A 16,316-nucleotide genomic window follows, 5' to 3' on the forward strand; every position below is an offset into this window, starting at 1 on the left:
CGTCCCGCCGTCTCGCCAGCGTGTCAGCACCACCTCAGCAGCGCCGGTGAAGGGGGTTCTAAGGATAACTACAAATACCCGCAAGTGGAAAATCACATTCCGCGCATTTTTTTTGCCATTTCTTATTTAACCTTTTTAAATCAATCGTTTACTAGTTACCGATCAAGGGGAATCCATCCTGTTTCGGCATAGATCAACCTAACAACTATGGCTCTCTCCCGGAGGTCCCTACACCATTGCACCAGATATAGTGACTCGGGACATCCACTACACAAGCGCCACCCGACTCGAATTGCTCGAAGTGATTCATTTTCTGCCGAGAAAAAGACATTCTGAGTTCTCAATGACCCCAATAAGCGCCCTGGACGGCACCCCAATACACGGCAACTTGTTTCAGAGCCTTGCGCATCTGCCCAAGATGCGGTCAGGTCACACGACAAACCCACCACCTTTCCTGAATGCCAACCATGACCCATGCCAATTCCTTTCCTCTGGTTCGTACAGTTGGTTACGACGGCCTGCTGGTAACCTTCTCGGACTCGATGACGGAGTCATCAAACCGCGCCGCGCTGGCCTTTCGAAGCGCCGTCGACAGCCTGCGGTTGGAGGGTGTCATTGAAACATCTGCGTCTCTGGCTTCGGCTTATGTTCGCTTCGATCCACTCTCCCTACCGCATGTCGAAATAGAAGATCATGTCCGGCAAATGCTGGACCAACGTGATTGGTACAACGCCCCTCTGCCCGACGGACGAAAGCTTTGGCGTGTCCCCACTGTTTACGGAACCGACCTCGCACCGCAACTGGATGAGGCAGCAGCAGCAGCCGGCTTGACACCAAACGAGGCCGTCCGCCGCCTTAGCCAGACACGGGTACGCGTGCTGACAATCGGATTTGCGCCAGGGCAACCCTATCTCGGGCCGCTTGGCCCCGAGTTCAACATTCCCCGGTTGAAAGAGCTGACCCCGATGGTGCCTGAAGGAGCGCTGGTTCTGGCGATCTCGCAATTCGTCCTGTTTTCCGGGCCGACTCCGACCGGGTGGCGCCATGTCGGGCAGACAGCATTTCGATGTTTCCGCCCCGAAAGCCGTCAGGCCTTTGCCCTGAACCCCGGGGACGAGATGCTGTTCGAGTCGGTATCGAGGGATGAGCTCGAAAGTATCAAGTCCGGTCACGCGGATAGTGCGGCCTGTCAGGAGATCGAACCATGAGCCTGACCGTCCTCAGCGTTGGTCCCGCCTGCACGATTCAGGATCTGGGGCGAAAGGGATTTCTAGACCAGGGCCTGTCTCGGTCTGGAGCGGCGGATATTCTAGCGTTGCATGAAGGAGCCGCGTTGTTGGGTCAAAGTCCTGCCCTGGCAGCACTAGAAATGGCCGGAATGGGTGGGCGCTTTGAGGCTACACAGCAGACGCAGATTGCGCTGACCGGAGCACCAATGCAGGCGACGATCGATGGGAGCCCGGTTATATGGAACGCGTCACACATGCTGGAACCGGGCCAGCGTTTGTACGTTGGTGCGGCCTCGCAAGGCAATTACGGCTATCTGCATGTCGGCGGAGGTATTGATACCGAGCCTTTTCTGGCATCGCGGTCCACCCATCTGACGGCTAAGGTTGGCCGCGCCCTACAGGCAGGAGACGTGCTGCCGGCCGGATATCAGGCAGGGAAGCCGGGCCGGAAACTGCGTGCGGAAGACCGTTTTTCGGGTGGCGCCCTGCGGGTCGTCGCCAGTTTTCAAACTCCGATGTTCGATCAGGCCACCCTGGATCGGTTTGCCAAAACCGAATTCCGGCGCGGTGCCCGTGCCAACCGAATGGGGATGCAACTGGAAAGTGACGGAGATGGGTTTGCAGCCAAGGGCCAGCTAAACGTGCTTTCCGAAGTCATTGCCCCCGGCGACATACAGATGACGGGCACCGGAAATCCTTTCATCCTACTGCCAGAATGCCAGACGACTGGCGGTTATCCCCGTATCGCGACAGTACTGCCCTGCGATCTGCCCCGCGCGGCGCAAACCCCGGCAGGAGGACGGTTGCAGTTCGAATTTGTGACACTGGAACAGGCCGTCGCAATTCAATCGGATTTTGTTACGGACCTTGCCCGCCTACCGGGCAGGGTTGAGGCCTTGATCCGCGATCCCCATGACATCGCCGACCTGTTGTCCTACCAATTGATTGGCGGAGTAATCTCTGCCACGGATTAAGGAGATATGCCGATGCCGCAAGTTGATCTGAACGCCGATATGGGTGAAAGCTTTGGCCCCTGGAAGATGGGTGACGATGAAAGCCTGCTGCAGATCATCACGTCGGCCAATATCGCGTGCGGTTTTCACGCGGGTGATCCTGATGTGATGTCGAGAACCATGACCCTGGCTGCCGAAAACGATGTCGGTATCGGCGCGCATCCCGGATTTCCGGATCTGCAGGGCTTTGGACGTCGCAACATGAAAGTCCCACATGATACCTTGCGCAATCTCGTGCGGTACCAGTTAGGGGCGGCAATGGGTGTGGCAACTGCAATTGGAACCAAAGTGCGTCACCTGAAACTGCACGGGGCATTGGCCAATATGTGCTCGGTCGATATTGACATGGCGCGGGCCTGTTACCAAGGCGCACTGGATGTCGATCCCGATATCATCATCATGGTTTTGGCCGTCACCAAGCAGGAAAAGGCTGTGCGGGAGCTCGGTTGCAAATGGGTGGGAGAAATCTTTGCAGACCGCGCCTACAACGATGATGGCACATTGGTTGATCGCAGTCTGCCAGGCGCTGTTATCCATGATCCAGAACTTGCGGGGCCCCGCATCCTGAACATGGTTCGCGAAGACGCGATTATTGCAGAAAGCGGAAAGCGGCTGGAAACATCGATCGATACGATCTGTCTGCATGGCGACGGGCCGACCGCCGTTCAGATCGCACGCGCGGTTCGCGAGAACCTGATCGCAGGTGGGGTCGATGTAACGAAATTCATCCGATAGACAGATACGCGCAATCTCTGCGACCCAGCTTCTTACTGTTGCCCGAACAGGATTCAGACCCTAGCATGCCTGCAAGTGCATGTTCTGAATACTGTAATTGAAGCAATGTAATTCGCGTGGGAGACCCCGGCTTTCCCGAACGCGGCCAAGTTTCGCGCAAGGAGGCACAAATGTCTTTCGACCTGATGTCCTATCAGCCACGAGGTGACAAGAAGAACTCGGACTTCTTCACCGAGTATCTTCCAAAGATTTACGAACGCCGCACCAGCTCGGGTATTGCCGAGCAGGTGGGCGCTATGCGCGCGATTGTGATCCAGGTCGAGGCGGCTGCATTGTTCGACACGATGGTCGAATTGTACGTTATGACGCCCTATCGCCACACGGCCAGCTATCTTGGATCGACCCATAAATTCTCGGTCTTGCACTCCCATCCCGACTACCCCGCAATGATCGTGATGGCACCTCTCAGCGACACGTTCGAGGACTTCATCCCGCGCATCAACCGCATGTATCCGCTGGCGCGAAACACTCCGCAGACCCGTTATGTCGGTGAGATTTTTGCGGCTTCGGATCTGAACACGCTTATTGAAACACTTGAAGATCAGAACATCCGGTTCGAATACAGCGGTGACACAGAGAACCCATTCTACACGCAGGACGGGTTTCGCTTTACAACGCCATCCGATTTCACCTGCAATCGGGTGGGATATTCCACGCTGGACTTTGAAGACACAGACAGTCTGGGGCTGGGCGACCGGGTACTGCTAAGCGCGGATGAGCAGGCGCGTCTGGATCAGGCTGAGGCCTTTGGAACAGACAGCAGAATTGCGCCGCTGATGCTGGGCATCGACCACTTGGCCACGCGCGTTCTCGCCGGTGAACGCGAAGATGCTATCCTCGAGTTCCTGACGATGGTGCCCTATTACTTTTGGGGGGCCTACAACATCTTCGACATGAACTCATCGACCAACGTAAACCGGAACGCCAACGTGGACGATGACAAGAAATCGCCCGCCAAGGTGTTCACAGCAAACAACACCCCGTCCTTCGTGAACTCCTTCGCCAAGCTACCCATGCCGACCGAGGACTTCGTGCGCAACTTCGGACGCCGTCTGCACCACATGGCGGTTGAGATTCAGGATGGCGATCACGGAGCAGGGGAAAAGAATGTCGATTTCGTCGTCAACACGCTTAAGGACAAAGGCGTACCTTTCCTGGCGCATGTGGTTGGAGAGTGCAAAGATGATCCGAACCTCAAGCAGATCTTCTCGAAGCACTCGAAGAACACTTTGCTAATTACCGAGTATATCGAGCGCTGCCACAAATATGATGGTTTCTTTACCAAGGATAATGTAGCCGCCCTGACCGCCGCTGCGGGACAGGACGAGCAATACGAACACGGCCACGTATTTGATTGACACCCCACAATGAAAAAGGCTGTGAACTTTCGTTCACAGCCAAGGTTCAAGAGTGAGAGTACGTCGGGTCTTATGACGGCCCGATCATGAAACAGGTGACGTTTCGCGCTTGCAGACGGCGGCAGGCCAGATCGGCTTGTTCGCGGGTCATGCCCTGAAACGTTGCATCAAAGCCTCGCGAACTTTGGTTAACCTTGCGCAAAGTGCCCTCCAGAGTGGTCATTTCCGACAAGGCTGTTTTCAACAAGACTTTCTCGGCCTCGTAACGCGTCGTATAGCGGCCCACATTTACGCCCCATAGGTGCCCACCCGATGTGGACAGGCGGGTAACAACTTCTTGCTCTGGCTCGAGCTTTTGCGCTGATCCTGTTGAGGCCAACACCAAATCCTCTGGGCGGGGAGCCGGGCGTGTATCACTGTCGTTTGAAGGCGCGATATCCGCAGCTGCAATGGCAGCAGCGATACCATTTTGAATGCGAGCCCCATTTTTGACAGCGGTTTCGGCTACGGCCCCAGCCACCTGTACGGCAGCACCAGCCCCCGGTCGCAGAACCGGACGCAGGCTGGACTTGGGCGCTCCGGTCAGGCTTGCGACCACTGCGCCCAATCCAGCATTCCCTGCATAAACTGGCCGCGCAGGTTTGCGGATCGGAGCACGCGACGGTGCACGGCGGAAACCCATATCCAGCAACTCGGCCACTTTAGCGTTGCGTGATGCGCCGGACTTACCGCCAAAGACGGTCGCAATAATACGCTCATCCTTGCGTTTGGCTGAAGCAACAAGATTAAAACCCGCGGCGCGGGTGTAGCCAGTCTTGATACCGTCGGCCCCTTTGTAAGCAGCGAGCAAACGACGGTTCGTATTTGGAACTGTCTTAATCCCGGCATGCGTCGATTGTCGCGAGAACAGATTGTAGTACTGCGGATAGTCATAGAGCAGGTGGCGGCCAAGAGTCGTCATGTCGCGCGCCGTGGACAAGTGCCCCGACTCAGTCAGCCCATGGGCATTCTTGAAGGTCGTCCGGCTCATTCCCATCGCCTTGGCCGTCCGTGTCATGCGACGGGCGAACGCCGCCTCTGATCCGCTGAGCGCGATCCCGATGGCGGTAGCCGCGTCATTGGCAGACTTCACAGCTGCGGCGCGGATCAGATAGCGAAACGCGATCGTCTGTCCCGATCTCAAACCCAGCTTGGAAGGAGGCTCGGACGCGGCTTTCTTTGTGATCCGGACCGGTGTGTCCAGTGTGATCTCACCATTTCGCACCGCCTCGAACGCGATATAGAGGGTCATCATTTTGGTCAGGGACGCCGGGTGCAGCCGGGTATCCGCGTTGCGGGAATGCAGAACCTCCCCGGTACGCGCATCAATTACCATTGCCGCGTAGGGGGCCGCCGCGACCTTCAGTGGCGCAATAACAAGCAGCCACACGAATGCTATAAAGAGAAAGCCCGTTCGGGCCGGAACTGTCCGCCGAATCTGCACGATCTTTGCCTCTGTCTGCCTCGCGCCGCCGGGTTTTCCCGGTCAGCTAAAATTATTTTATTACGAACAAGGCTAGCACAGAGGCCCAATGAAATAAACCGAAAGCTGGAATTTCACGCGAATGTTTTGGCCGCCTAGGCACCCCTATATATTGTGCGCATCGACTGCCAACCCACCACACCAGCGACAAAATAAGGCACCAAGATCAGACCAGCCGCGCTTTTTTGGAAACTGAGGCCAAACCGCAACATTAGCAAAGTGCCCGAACAAGTTCGGCCAGTTCGCTCAGATCCATCAATTCGCGGTAGCGCGGATTCCCGGTTGGTATTTCGGCTTTCTCTACTTCCCAGACATGTCCGTGAGGCACGTAGACCCCCCAGCATCCGGCCTGTATGGGTGCCACCACATCGGATCGCATGGAATTGCCCACCATCATCGCCGAAGCCGGACCATCGCCATGTTGTGCAAAAATAGACCGGTAGGTCTCCGGCACTTTCTCCGACACAATTTCGACCGCGTCGAACAATTCTCCCAAGCCTGATTGTGCCAGCTTCCGCTCCTGATCGATTAGGTCCCCCTTGGTGATCAGTACCACTTTTTGCAAGCGGGCGACTTCTTCAATCGCTTCGCGGGCGTGTGGCAAAAGCTCAATCGGATAGGCGAGCATCTCTTGTCCGGCCTCAATCAAACGCCGGATTACCGAGGCGGGAACGCGATCATCGGTCACCTCGATTGCCGTTTCAATCATCGACAGGGTGAACCCCTTCACCCCGAATCCATAGTGTCGGATGTTGCGTTTTTCCGCGGCCAGCAACCGCTCCATCAGGTGGTCACGTTCTGCGTGGTCGGCCAGCAACTCGGCGAAATACGCCTGTGTGAGCTGAAAGAACCGCTCATTGTGCCATAGCGTGTCATCGGCATCGAAACCGATTATAGTCAGCCTGTTACTCATTCTGATTCCGTCCGGTTTCTCTTTTCTCTGACTGACCTGACGTTATATAAGCCCTGACACAAACCGAAGCATGAAACGGATTCTTTAAGGCAATGCTCGAAACCCCGTGGATGATGTCTGACAAATCGGATGAGGATGACAACACGTCGGTCCTGGTACAGACGCGTCCAAAGACCAAACGCCCGCCGCTGTACAAGGTGCTGTTGCTGAACGACGATTACACACCGATGGAATTCGTCGTTCACGTGTTGGAACGGTTCTTTGGCATGACCCACGCGCAGGCGTTCGAGATTATGCTGACGGTCCATAAGAAGGGCGTGGCCGTGGTCGGGGTCTTCAGTCACGAGATCGCAGAAACCAAGGTGGGTCAGGTGATGGACTTTGCGCGCCGCCATCAGCACCCCCTGCAATGCACAATGGAACGCGAAGAGTAAGGCAGCCTGTTTGGCGCCTGATCCGCTCCGCCTGCTGGATTTAGTAATGTCCCCTCGCCTCAGCCTTGCACTGGATACCGGCCTGAGCCTGTCAGGGCCGCTGTCCGTAATCGGAGCGACGCCCGAGCACGACCTGTCAGCCCTTTCGAGGGAGACTGAGATTGTACAGCCCTTCCGGCCGTTTCACGATCATTTCGCCTCACTGGGTTTTGATACCAAACCCGAGTCGGAAACCTCCTGCAAAGATGCAGTCGTTTTCCTGCCGCGCGCAAAAGCGCTGGCGCGTGCGCTGATCAGTCAAACATGTTCCCGAGCCAGCGGTGTTGTCGTTGTAGACGGCGCCAAGACAGATGGCATCGACAGCGTGCTGAAGGATGTTCGCAAACGGGTTTCCATCGAAGGGCCAATCTCTAAGGCACATGGCAAGATCTTTTGGTTCCAGTCCAACGAACAGGCTTTTGCAGATTGGGCGGCACCGGACCGGCAGCAGGTGGATGGGTTTCGAACCGCGCCCGGCGTATTTTCCGCCGACGGGATTGATCCGGCGTCTGCTTTGCTGGCCAAAGCACTGCCTCAAAAGCTGGGGTCACGGGTCGCTGATCTGGGTGCAGGCTGGGGCTTTCTGTCTGCTCAGCTTCTGGTAGATGACAAAATTCGCAGTCTACATATGGTCGAGGCTGATCACGTGGCACTTGCTTGTGCACGCGACAATATCGCGGACGAACGGGCGCAGTTTCATTGGGCAGATGCTGTCACGTGGACAGCCCCGGAACCTCTGGACACGGTCGTCATGAACCCGCCCTTCCATACGTCCCGCGCCGCTGATCCTGCTTTGGGCCGGGGGTTCATCACCTCCGCTGCACGCAATCTGGCCCGCGCAGGCGGTCTGTGGATGGTCGCCAACCGCCACCTGCCTTACGAGACCGCTCTGACCGAGGTGTTTCTCCGCGTCGACGAGGTTGCCGGCGACAATCGGTTCAAGGTGTTTCATGCCTCTCGCCCTCGTCGGTAATCCCGGCTAACGTGCCCCGCAACTCAGGAGAAAGCCCATGTCCTTTTCCATAACTGGCAAGACAGCGATCGTGACCGGGGGCGCCAGTGGAATCGGTCTGGCCATCGGGCGCCATTTTGCGGATGCCGGGGCTAATGTCATGTTCGCCGACATGGATGAAAAGCGACTGGCAGAAGAGCTGGGCGATCAGGCTGATGACGGTAATATCAGGTACTTTACAGGGGACTTGCGTGAAAAGTTGACGATCGCCAATTTGCTTTCAGCCACCTTGGATGCCTTTGATCAGGTAGACATACTGGTCAACGGATCACGGCAGGTAATACCTTCGGACCCGCTGGACATGGAGGACGATTCGGTTCGCACACTTCTGAACCAAAATCTGATGCCGGCCCTGCGTCTCAGCCAGTTGATCGCCAAGCGTATGATCAAGCAGGCCGGGGACGACGACGAGAACCCTGCGGGTTCCATCATCAACCTGTCGTCCATCGCGGCCCGGCGCACGCACCCCGATCTGATGGCATATTCGGTATCGACCGCTGCGCTGGATCAGATGACCCGGTCATTGGCCGTAGCGCTGGCCCCAAACCGCATCCGGGTAAATTCAATCGCGCTGGGATCAGTTATGAGTGCATCGTTGCAATCAACGCTGAAGGACAACCGCGATTTCCGCGACGACATCGAAAAACACACACCATTGGCCCGCATTGCCGCGCCGAACGAACTGGTCGAAACCGCACAGTTCTTGGCCTCTGACGCGGCGGGTTTCATGACCGGACAAATTCTGACCATCGACGGTGGCCGCACCCTGCTGGACCCGGTCGCCGCCCCAGCCCATTGAGACCCATGTTTGAAACTGAAAAATCCACTGCTTCTGCGTGGTTCCGTCAACTGCGTGATGACATTGTCGCGGCGTTTGAGGCACTCGAGGACAGCCACGATAGCGGTCCGTTTTCCGATGCAAAACCAGGCCGGTTCGAAGTCAAAGAGACCACGCGCCAATCCGAGGACGGATCCGATGCCGGTGGCGGGTTAATGTCGGTCATGCGGGGCGGGCGTGTCTTCGAAAAGGTTGGCGTCAACGTCTCGACTGTTTACGGCACCCTGGGTGAACGCGCGCAACAGGCAATGGCAGCTCGCAAAGGCATTCCCGGCATGACCGAAGATCCAAGTTTCTGGGCATCAGGCATCAGCCTGGTTGCGCATATGCAGAACCCGCATGTGCCCGCAGTTCACATGAATACCCGCATGTTCTGGACACCACACGCCTGGTGGTTCGGCGGCGGCTCGGACCTGAACCCCTGCATCGAATATGACGATGACACGGCGCATTTCCATGCTACGCAAAAGGCACATCTGGACCCACATGGCCCCGGTCACTACCCGCGCCTGAAAGACTGGGCGGACGAGTATTTCTATATCCCCCACCGCAAACGGGCGCGCGGTGTCGGCGGTATCTTCATGGATGATTATTGCACCGGCGACTGGCAGTCGGATTTTGCCCTGACGCAGGATATTGGCCGCGCGTTTCTGCCAGCCTTTCTTCCTTTAGTCGAAAAGCGCCGTGAGCAGGGCTTTTCGGACGAAGACAAAAACACCCAGCTGGTGCATCGCGGCCTCTACGCCGAGTATAATCTGGTCTATGACCGGGGCACGAAATTCGGGCTTGAAACCGGGCACGATCCGGATGCCGTTCTTATGAGCCTGCCTCCGCTGGCCAAATGGGTATGATTTTCAGAACCGCCTATCCATCATAAAGTTGTCAGTGCAATAGCGCCATGCTGATGCTGCCGACATGTTCTCACCTACGCGCTTTACGGTGATGGAATAGCCGGGGTTTGTGTCGACCCCGGGCGGTGGAGTCAGCGTGAACTGAACCGTCTTTGTGCCACGCTCGTAGGCGCGCGAAATATAGATGCGCTGCGAGGACTTTGTGCGCAGTGTGCGGATCGCGAAATCTCCGATTCCGCACCAAAAGGCTACCGGCGCGGATGAGCTGATGGCCCTCACTTCGTAAACCCCATTTTCCAGAGGCGTGACCTCGGTTTGGTATCCCATTCGGATGCCAACACCAAATCCGACAGCCTGCGCCAATCCCGGCGGCAGCATCACTGCGATTATAAGAATCGCTTTCGAAATACGCTTCATTGCTCACCCCAAAGTGACAAAATCAAAAAACCTGTCTCTCCAGAGAACAGACTGAACAGGCAGCAGGCAAGGACTTTGTAGAATGTCCGTCTCGCAACACTGTCATCCCCAAGCTGCTTAAACTAGCAAAAACACTATGATTGAATGTGATGAGCGCTATTATTTCTGAAGTAGAAGTTTCCGGGGTGCTGTGTGCAAACGTCGTTTCCTAAAGACTGGTTCGATCTGACACCGGAAAAATACGCCGATTTTGGCGCGTTGTTTTACCTTGCGGCACTGACGAAAACGCACCAGCAACGACGACTGGCGCAGGTGCTTTACGCCTTTGAAACGCCTTTGCGGTTGGGCCAGTACCACATCTTCCGCCAGAACGGCTTTCCCCGCGGCTTTGTCACTTTTGCGGGTCTCAGCCCCGAGGCGGAATACAGATACGCGGTTCAGGAAAAACCGCTGACCGACAAGGACTTCACCTGCGGTTCCTCCTTCTGGATCGTCGACTTTGTCGCGCCGTTTGGACAAACCAACCAGATGGTGGATATTCTCAAGCGTGAAATTCCGCATCCGCGTGTGCGGACCAACCGAATGGACAGTGACCTGACCCGCAACCGGATCGTCGAATGGACCCGGGATGACGCGGGTGAAATACATATGCGTTTATTTAAGAAAAAGGAATTCGCGCAGACGCTGAAACAGGAGGGAGCATAAGATGGTCTCGATCACGATCAGCGGCGATACAACAGGATTCGTGACAGGAGAGCCGCCCAACCAGGCAACTGGTGATCTGGACGTGAGCGGCAACTTTCCAATCCTCTCTGAGACCTGGGCGATTCAAACGCCTCCCGCCCACGGCACGGCGAGTATCGACCCGGTGACAGGGGATTGGACCTACACAGTCGACCCCGCCTTTTTCGACAGCTTGCTGGACAACCAAGTCGTTACCGACACGTTTACCGTTCAGGTTTCAGGAGACGTTCAGACCTTTATCCTTGGGGCTCAGCCGTACACTCAGACTCAGCAGGTCACCATCACGATCGAAGGCGTGTGTTTTACCGCGGGTACGCTGATCGATGCAGCGGATGGGTCACGCGCCATCGAAACGCTCGATGTCGGTGACGAAGTAATGACTGCGGATAACGGATTGCAGCCAATCCGATGGATCGAAAGCAGCAAACTCGGGTCAGATCGATTAAGGGACAATCCCGACATGCGACCGGTTCGGATCACGGCCGGCAGCCTTGGGCGAAACACTCCGGCGCGCGATCTGCTGGTTTCGCAACAGCACCGCATTCTGGTGAGCGGTCCGAAAGTCGATCTGCTGTTCGGTGCGCCCGAAGTTCTGGTCGCAGCCAAACACTTGTGTGGCTGGCCCGGTATATCGATCGATACTTCGGATCGGCCCGTCGAATACCTGCACATCCTGCTTGACCGCCATGAAATCCTGACTGCCGAAGGCGCATTGGCTGAAAGCCTGTTTCTGGGCGAAGAGGCGCTGCACACCTTGTCGTCAGAGGCGTTGCAGGAATTGGCCGCAATTTATCCCGATCAAGCAGCACCCAACGGCATGAGCTTTGGACGCGCTGCCCGCTTGATCCTGCGCGAGCATGAGGCGCGCGCACTCGTCTAGCCCGCCCCGTTTTCTCTGGAAATGCGCCCGCCCACATCCTGCGGCGCCAGCGCTACGGTTTTTATGACAGCATGGCATGGGCTGCCCGGTTGCAGACCCAATGCAGCAACTGAACGCCGGGTGACACGCGCCAATACGACACCTGCCGAAGTTTGGACCGATACGATTGCCCCCGGGCCTTCGCCGGACCGTACCGCCTCGACCCGGCCTTCAAGCACATTCAGTGCAGACAAGCCCTCGGGCGGCTTACTGGACAGAATCACCTCCTGAGCCGGGATGCGAATACGCAGCGGTTCGCCGATCTGGTGCGGGATACGTGGCAAGAACAGCCGCGCGTCGCCAGCCTCGAGTTCGGATAACCCGTCTGCGTGATGCGCCGCGACTTTTACCTGCAGCAGAGCACCAACGGCGCGTACACCGGCAGGCGCAACAGAGGGGTCCGCCAGCACGTCCGACGCCGGTCCGTGGCGCAGGACCTTACCATCCTGTAACGCCACTACAGAGGTTGCCAGCCGGGCTACCTCGGCGGCGGAATGTGTGACGTATAGAATTGGCACCGAGACTTCATCGCGCAGCCGCTCGAAATAAGGTAGGATTTCTGCCTTTCGCGCATCGTCCAGCGCGGCCAGCGGCTCGTCCGCGAGGATCAAGCGAGGGCTGGCCAGCAATGCTCGCCCGATAGAGACCCGCTGCTTCTCGCCCCCTGACAGCATCGCCGGGCGACGGTTCAGCAGGTGCCCGATCCCCAGCATCTCGATCACACGGTCCGGGTTTTCCCGGCGTTCCTTACGGGGTGCGAACCAGCGACCATAAGCTAAATTCTGGCGTACGGTCAGGTGAGGGAATAATCTTCCTTCCTGAAAGATATATCCCAAACGCCGTCGATGCGGCGGTAACCACACGCCTTTGTTCGTATCGAACAGAACCCAGTCTCCGACTGCGACGCGCCCGGCATTTGGCCTCAACAAACCGGCAACCGCGTTGACCACAGTTGTCTTGCCAGATCCGGAACGTCCGAACAGAACCGTCACACCCGGCGGTGCGTCGAAATCCAGGTCCAAAGCGATCCCTGGCAGTTGATGGTTCAGGCGAACGGACAGACTCATGACCCGGCCACCCTTTGTGCCACGCGGCGACCGACATACTCTGACAATAATAACGCCCCCATCGCGATGACGATCGAAATGATGACCAAACGGGTGGCAGCAGCCTCACCTCCCGGAACCTGCAAGAATGCGTAGACTGCCGAAGGAAGGGTCTGCGTCTGGCCGGGAATATTCGAGACGAAGGTAATGGTTGCTCCAAATTCTCCCATCGCTTTGGCAAAGGCTAAAATGGCGCCCGCGATCACACCGGGCAGGATCATCGGCAAAGTCACCGTGGCGAAAACCAGTAACCGTGAAGCCCCAAGTGTTGCGCCGGCTTCCTCGAGCCGAGGGTCCACTGCCTCGATCGACAGGCGAATTGCGCGCACCATCAAGGGAAAGGCCATGATCCCCGCAGCCAATGCAGCTCCGGTCCAGCGGAACGCCACCACGATGCCGAACTCTGCCAACAATTTGCCGAGGGGCCCCTGCACACCAAAGGTCAGCAGCAACAGATACCCCGTGACCACCGGCGGTAAGATCAGTGGCAAATGCACCAGACCGTTCAGCACCTGACGACCGGGGAAACGCCACCTTGCAAGTGCATAGGCAATGAAAATCCCAAAGGGCAAAGTAGCAAGCGTGGCCCAAAAGGACACACGCAGCGACAACCGCAGCGCTTCGGCCTCTGCTGGTCCCAGCCAATCCATTCGACTACCCATCAGGCAGGGAGAACCCCTGCCTCAGAAATTCAGATTTCGCCTGGTCCGATTGCAGGTAAGACAGAAAGTTCCGGGCTTCTGGTCCAGCCGAACTGGTCAATGCTGCAGGGTAGATGATCGGCGGATGCAGATCAGATGGTATGAGCGCGACAACCTGCACTCTGTCTTCGACCCGCGCATCGGACTGATAGACGATCCCCAAAGGCGCGGCTCCCGTTGCCACCAGGGCAAGAGCAGCGCGCACATTGTCTGCCTGCGCGACACGCGTATGGACACCGTCCCACAAACCTAATCCCTGCAAAGCTGCCTTGCCATAGATCCCCGCAGGGACCGCATCGACCAGCGCCATTGCAAGGTAACCGCCATCCAACTTGGCTTGCAGGTTGAAATCAGGGCCAATCTCGGTCCTTTCTGCGCTTTGCGCGCCGATCAAAACCAGCTCGTTACCGAGCAAATCCACTCGAGAAACAGGGTCGATCAACTGATCCTGCTGCAGCACGTCCATCCAGTCTACATTGGCGGAGATGAACAGATCCGCAGGCGCACCCAGTTGAATCTGCCGCGCGAGAACCGAGGACGCAGCATAGGAGACTGTTACCTGCTGCCCGGTCTCCTGCTCAAACTCGACGGCCAGCTCATCCAGGGCTGTCTTCAGACTGGCTGCTGCAAACACCAACACACTTTCTGCGCCGGCTCGAATCGGAGCCGCCAGCACAGCGCAAAAGGCCAAAGCGGCGATCAGACAGCGGCAGACGCCGGTCATCTTGTGCCTCCGGTTCAGAGGGTTGCAGTCCCCACGGGCATATCGGAGGCGGCACCGGACAGGCAAGGCCCTTTGCAGACTTAGCCCGCTGCCAAAGCTTATAGAATCTGTCGCAAACGGGATTGATCCTGCGCTGAATTCAGGCTGAAGCTACCGCTGCAGACCAAAGGACCTAGCTCATGTTGCATCAGACCCCCGGACTTATCGACGAAATCCGTGCCCGCTTCGCTCATGTCGAAACTTGTCCGTTTCAGGGCCCGCGCATTTTCTTTGAAAATGCCGGTGGTGCATTGACTCTGAATAAAGTTGCCGAGACATCCGCGAAATTTGCAGCCATCCCAGACAACCAAGGCCGCGAGAACGTGGCCAGCCATGCGTTAGTCGATATCATCAACACGGCCAAGGCCGACCTATCTGTCTTCATGAACGCCTCATCTGGTCAGTTCTTTGTGGGTGAAAGCGGTACCGAGTTGTTGTTCCGCATGATCCGCACTGCCTGTGTAAACGCTCCTGCGGGCAGCAAAGTCATCGGCAGCTCGATCGAACACCCTGCCAGCCGCAGCGCCGCCCGCCGTTGGGCCGGGATTGCCGGACTGGACTACGTTAACGTCCCACATGACGATGCCACCGGGCTGGTTACCGCCGACGATTACGCGGCGTTCATGACTCCGGACGTGACAGTGGCAACGATCCTGCATGCGTCCCCAGTCACCGGTATGGGCATGGATGTTGCTGCCATCGCCAAAGCTATCCGTACAGTTTCGCCTGAGTGTTTCATCATCGTTGACGGTATTCAGCACGCGGCCCACGGTCAGATGGATATCGACAGTTACGAAGTGGATGGCTATGCGATCTCACCCTACAAAGTTTTCTCTCGCCACGGTTATGGAATCGCCTGGATTTCCGACAGGCTGACATCCCTACCTCATGACCAGCTAATCGATGCCCCGGCCGATGGGTGGGAATTCGGCACGCGAGATACAGGCGCCTATGCCACAATGTCTGACGTCGTGTCGTATTTCGACTGGTTGGGTGCGCAGGTAAGTGATTCTTCGGATCGCGGCGACAGGCTACGGGCCGCCGGAAAAGCGATTCACGCATATGAAACCCATCTGACCAATGCGATGATCAACGGCACGGGCAACTTGCCAGGTTTGCGCGACATGGATCATGTCTCGATCCTGGCCGGTGCCGATAATGCGGCGCGTGAAGGGCTGGTTTCCATTACAGTGCGCGACATCCCCTCGGCTCAGGTGGTTGCGCTGTTGAACGCGCAAGGCATCCGCACCCATACGCGCAAGGCCGATCACTACAGCGGCAATGTTCTGGACCCGCTGGGGCTGAACGATTGTGTCCGCATTTCGCTATGTCACTACAACACCGAACACGAGGTCGCCCAACTGCTGGCCGCTATCAAGGATATAACGCCCTGATCCGACACATTACGCAATTGAAGCAAAGAAATTCTGCCAACCCTCTTGCGCCTGCCCGCTGGCTTGGCTAAATCCCCCCTCACGGGTGATTAGCTCAGTTGGTAGAGCGCTTCGTTTACACCGAAGATGTCGGGAGTTCGAGTCTCTCATCACCCACCATTCCAATCGCACTGCCATCCTTCCCTGCCTGATCTGAGTGCCTGCTCTGATCTGACCGCGAAGCGATGCGGCGAGGCCGTTGTTTAGAGCCCCTTTGTAGTTCTTTACA

Annotated in this window: 18 protein-coding genes and 1 tRNA gene; 13 read left to right on the forward strand and 6 right to left on the reverse strand. The window is 57.1% G+C overall.

Going from position 1 to position 16,316, the window contains the following annotated elements; all coding sequences use genetic code 11:
* From AC2TDA_RS18020 to AC2TDA_RS18040, 5 genes are all read left to right on the forward strand, one after another.
* The coding region (locus AC2TDA_RS18020; protein ID WP_480880119.1) for a hypothetical protein at positions 1 to 192 on the forward strand (192 nt) is incomplete at its 5' end.
* Positions 193 to 467: 275 nt separating this feature from the next.
* The gene (locus tag AC2TDA_RS18025) at positions 468 to 1,208 is read left to right on the forward strand and encodes a 5-oxoprolinase subunit B family protein (RefSeq protein WP_480880121.1); all 741 of its coding nucleotides are present in this window, start codon (positions 468 to 470) and stop codon (positions 1,206 to 1,208) included.
* Positions 1,205 to 2,203: a 5-oxoprolinase subunit C family protein gene (locus AC2TDA_RS18030; protein ID WP_480849059.1), complete on the forward strand. Its 999-nt coding sequence runs from the start codon at positions 1,205 to 1,207 to the stop codon at positions 2,201 to 2,203. Before AC2TDA_RS18025 ends, AC2TDA_RS18030 begins: the two co-directional genes overlap by 4 nt.
* Positions 2,204 to 2,215: 12 nt before the next feature.
* Positions 2,216 to 2,977, forward strand: coding sequence for a LamB/YcsF family protein (locus AC2TDA_RS18035; protein WP_480880123.1), 762 nt, complete (start codon positions 2,216 to 2,218; stop codon positions 2,975 to 2,977).
* 170 nt (positions 2,978 to 3,147) lie between these two features.
* On the forward strand, positions 3,148 to 4,395 hold the full coding sequence (locus AC2TDA_RS18040; RefSeq protein ID WP_480880125.1) for a hypothetical protein: 1,248 nt from the start codon (positions 3,148 to 3,150) through the stop codon (positions 4,393 to 4,395).
* A gap of 70 nt (positions 4,396 to 4,465) precedes the next feature.
* Here AC2TDA_RS18040 and AC2TDA_RS18045 read toward each other — a convergent pair whose 3' ends face one another.
* Both AC2TDA_RS18045 and AC2TDA_RS18050 read right to left on the reverse strand, forming a co-directional pair.
* The gene (locus AC2TDA_RS18045; RefSeq protein WP_480849054.1) at positions 4,466 to 5,878 is read right to left on the reverse strand and encodes a D-alanyl-D-alanine carboxypeptidase family protein; all 1,413 of its coding nucleotides are present in this window, start codon (positions 5,876 to 5,878) and stop codon (positions 4,466 to 4,468) included.
* A 250-nt stretch (positions 5,879 to 6,128) separates the two neighbouring features.
* Positions 6,129 to 6,830, reverse strand: coding sequence for an HAD family hydrolase (locus AC2TDA_RS18050; RefSeq protein WP_480849052.1), 702 nt, complete (start codon positions 6,828 to 6,830; stop codon positions 6,129 to 6,131).
* A 92-nt stretch (positions 6,831 to 6,922) separates the two neighbouring features.
* Here AC2TDA_RS18050 and clpS point away from each other — a divergent pair, with 92 nt between their 5' ends.
* From clpS to hemF, 4 genes are read left to right on the forward strand one after another with little or no spacing between them, the layout of a single operon-like run.
* Positions 6,923 to 7,264, forward strand: a complete 342-nt coding sequence (gene clpS, locus AC2TDA_RS18055; protein WP_480849051.1) for an ATP-dependent Clp protease adapter ClpS — start codon at positions 6,923 to 6,925, stop codon at positions 7,262 to 7,264.
* A gap of 46 nt (positions 7,265 to 7,310) precedes the next feature.
* Positions 7,311 to 8,276: a class I SAM-dependent methyltransferase gene (locus tag AC2TDA_RS18060; RefSeq protein WP_480880126.1), complete on the forward strand. Its 966-nt coding sequence runs from the start codon at positions 7,311 to 7,313 to the stop codon at positions 8,274 to 8,276.
* Positions 8,277 to 8,313: 37 nt separating this feature from the next.
* On the forward strand, positions 8,314 to 9,114 hold the full coding sequence (locus AC2TDA_RS18065) for an SDR family NAD(P)-dependent oxidoreductase (RefSeq protein ID WP_480849047.1): 801 nt from the start codon (positions 8,314 to 8,316) through the stop codon (positions 9,112 to 9,114).
* A gap of 5 nt (positions 9,115 to 9,119) precedes the next feature.
* On the forward strand, positions 9,120 to 10,004 hold the full coding sequence (gene hemF, locus AC2TDA_RS18070; RefSeq protein ID WP_480880127.1) for an oxygen-dependent coproporphyrinogen oxidase: 885 nt from the start codon (positions 9,120 to 9,122) through the stop codon (positions 10,002 to 10,004).
* Positions 10,005 to 10,007: 3 nt separating this feature from the next.
* On the opposite strand, the gene AC2TDA_RS18075 is transcribed toward hemF, so the two are convergent.
* Positions 10,008 to 10,421 (reverse strand): hypothetical protein, encoded by a 414-nt coding sequence (locus AC2TDA_RS18075; RefSeq protein ID WP_480880128.1) that lies wholly within the window; start codon positions 10,419 to 10,421, stop codon positions 10,008 to 10,010.
* 192 nt (positions 10,422 to 10,613) lie between these two features.
* On the opposite strand from AC2TDA_RS18075, the gene AC2TDA_RS18080 reads away from it, so the two are divergent.
* Both AC2TDA_RS18080 and AC2TDA_RS18085 read left to right on the forward strand, forming a co-directional pair.
* Positions 10,614 to 11,126, forward strand: a complete 513-nt coding sequence (locus tag AC2TDA_RS18080) for a toxin-activating lysine-acyltransferase (RefSeq protein ID WP_480849043.1) — start codon at positions 10,614 to 10,616, stop codon at positions 11,124 to 11,126.
* A gap of 1 nt (position 11,127) precedes the next feature.
* Positions 11,128 to 12,045, forward strand: coding sequence for a Hint domain-containing protein (locus tag AC2TDA_RS18085; RefSeq protein ID WP_480880129.1), 918 nt, complete (start codon positions 11,128 to 11,130; stop codon positions 12,043 to 12,045).
* On the opposite strand, the gene modC is transcribed toward AC2TDA_RS18085, so the two are convergent.
* Genes modC through modA form a run of 3 tightly spaced genes read right to left on the reverse strand, consistent with a single transcriptional unit; the run spans position 12,042 to position 14,615 of the window.
* Entirely contained in the window at positions 12,042 to 13,151 is a 1,110-nt protein-coding gene (gene modC, locus AC2TDA_RS18090) for a molybdenum ABC transporter ATP-binding protein (protein ID WP_480849040.1), read from the reverse strand. The two genes, AC2TDA_RS18085 and modC, sit on opposite strands and share 4 nt — an antisense overlap.
* The gene (gene modB / locus AC2TDA_RS18095) at positions 13,148 to 13,840 is read right to left on the reverse strand and encodes a molybdate ABC transporter permease subunit (protein WP_480849039.1); all 693 of its coding nucleotides are present in this window, start codon (positions 13,838 to 13,840) and stop codon (positions 13,148 to 13,150) included. The genes modC and modB overlap by 4 nt, the downstream gene beginning before the upstream one ends.
* A 4-nt stretch (positions 13,841 to 13,844) precedes the next feature.
* Positions 13,845 to 14,615 carry a molybdate ABC transporter substrate-binding protein gene (gene modA, locus AC2TDA_RS18100; RefSeq protein ID WP_480849038.1) on the reverse strand — a complete coding sequence of 257 codons (771 nt, stop codon included), beginning with the start codon at positions 14,613 to 14,615 and terminating at the stop codon, positions 13,845 to 13,847.
* Positions 14,616 to 14,794: 179 nt separating this feature from the next.
* Between modA and AC2TDA_RS18105 the strand changes: the two genes are divergently transcribed.
* Together AC2TDA_RS18105 and AC2TDA_RS18110 are read left to right on the forward strand one after the other, a co-directional pair.
* Positions 14,795 to 16,048, forward strand: a complete 1,254-nt coding sequence (locus tag AC2TDA_RS18105; RefSeq protein WP_480880131.1) for an aminotransferase class V-fold PLP-dependent enzyme — start codon at positions 14,795 to 14,797, stop codon at positions 16,046 to 16,048.
* 83 nt (positions 16,049 to 16,131) lie between these two features.
* Positions 16,132 to 16,207: transfer RNA gene (locus AC2TDA_RS18110), tRNA-Val, on the forward strand.
* Positions 16,208 to 16,316: the final 109 nt, after the last annotated feature.

This window comes from Ruegeria sp. HKCCD6426 (assembly GCF_057221115.1).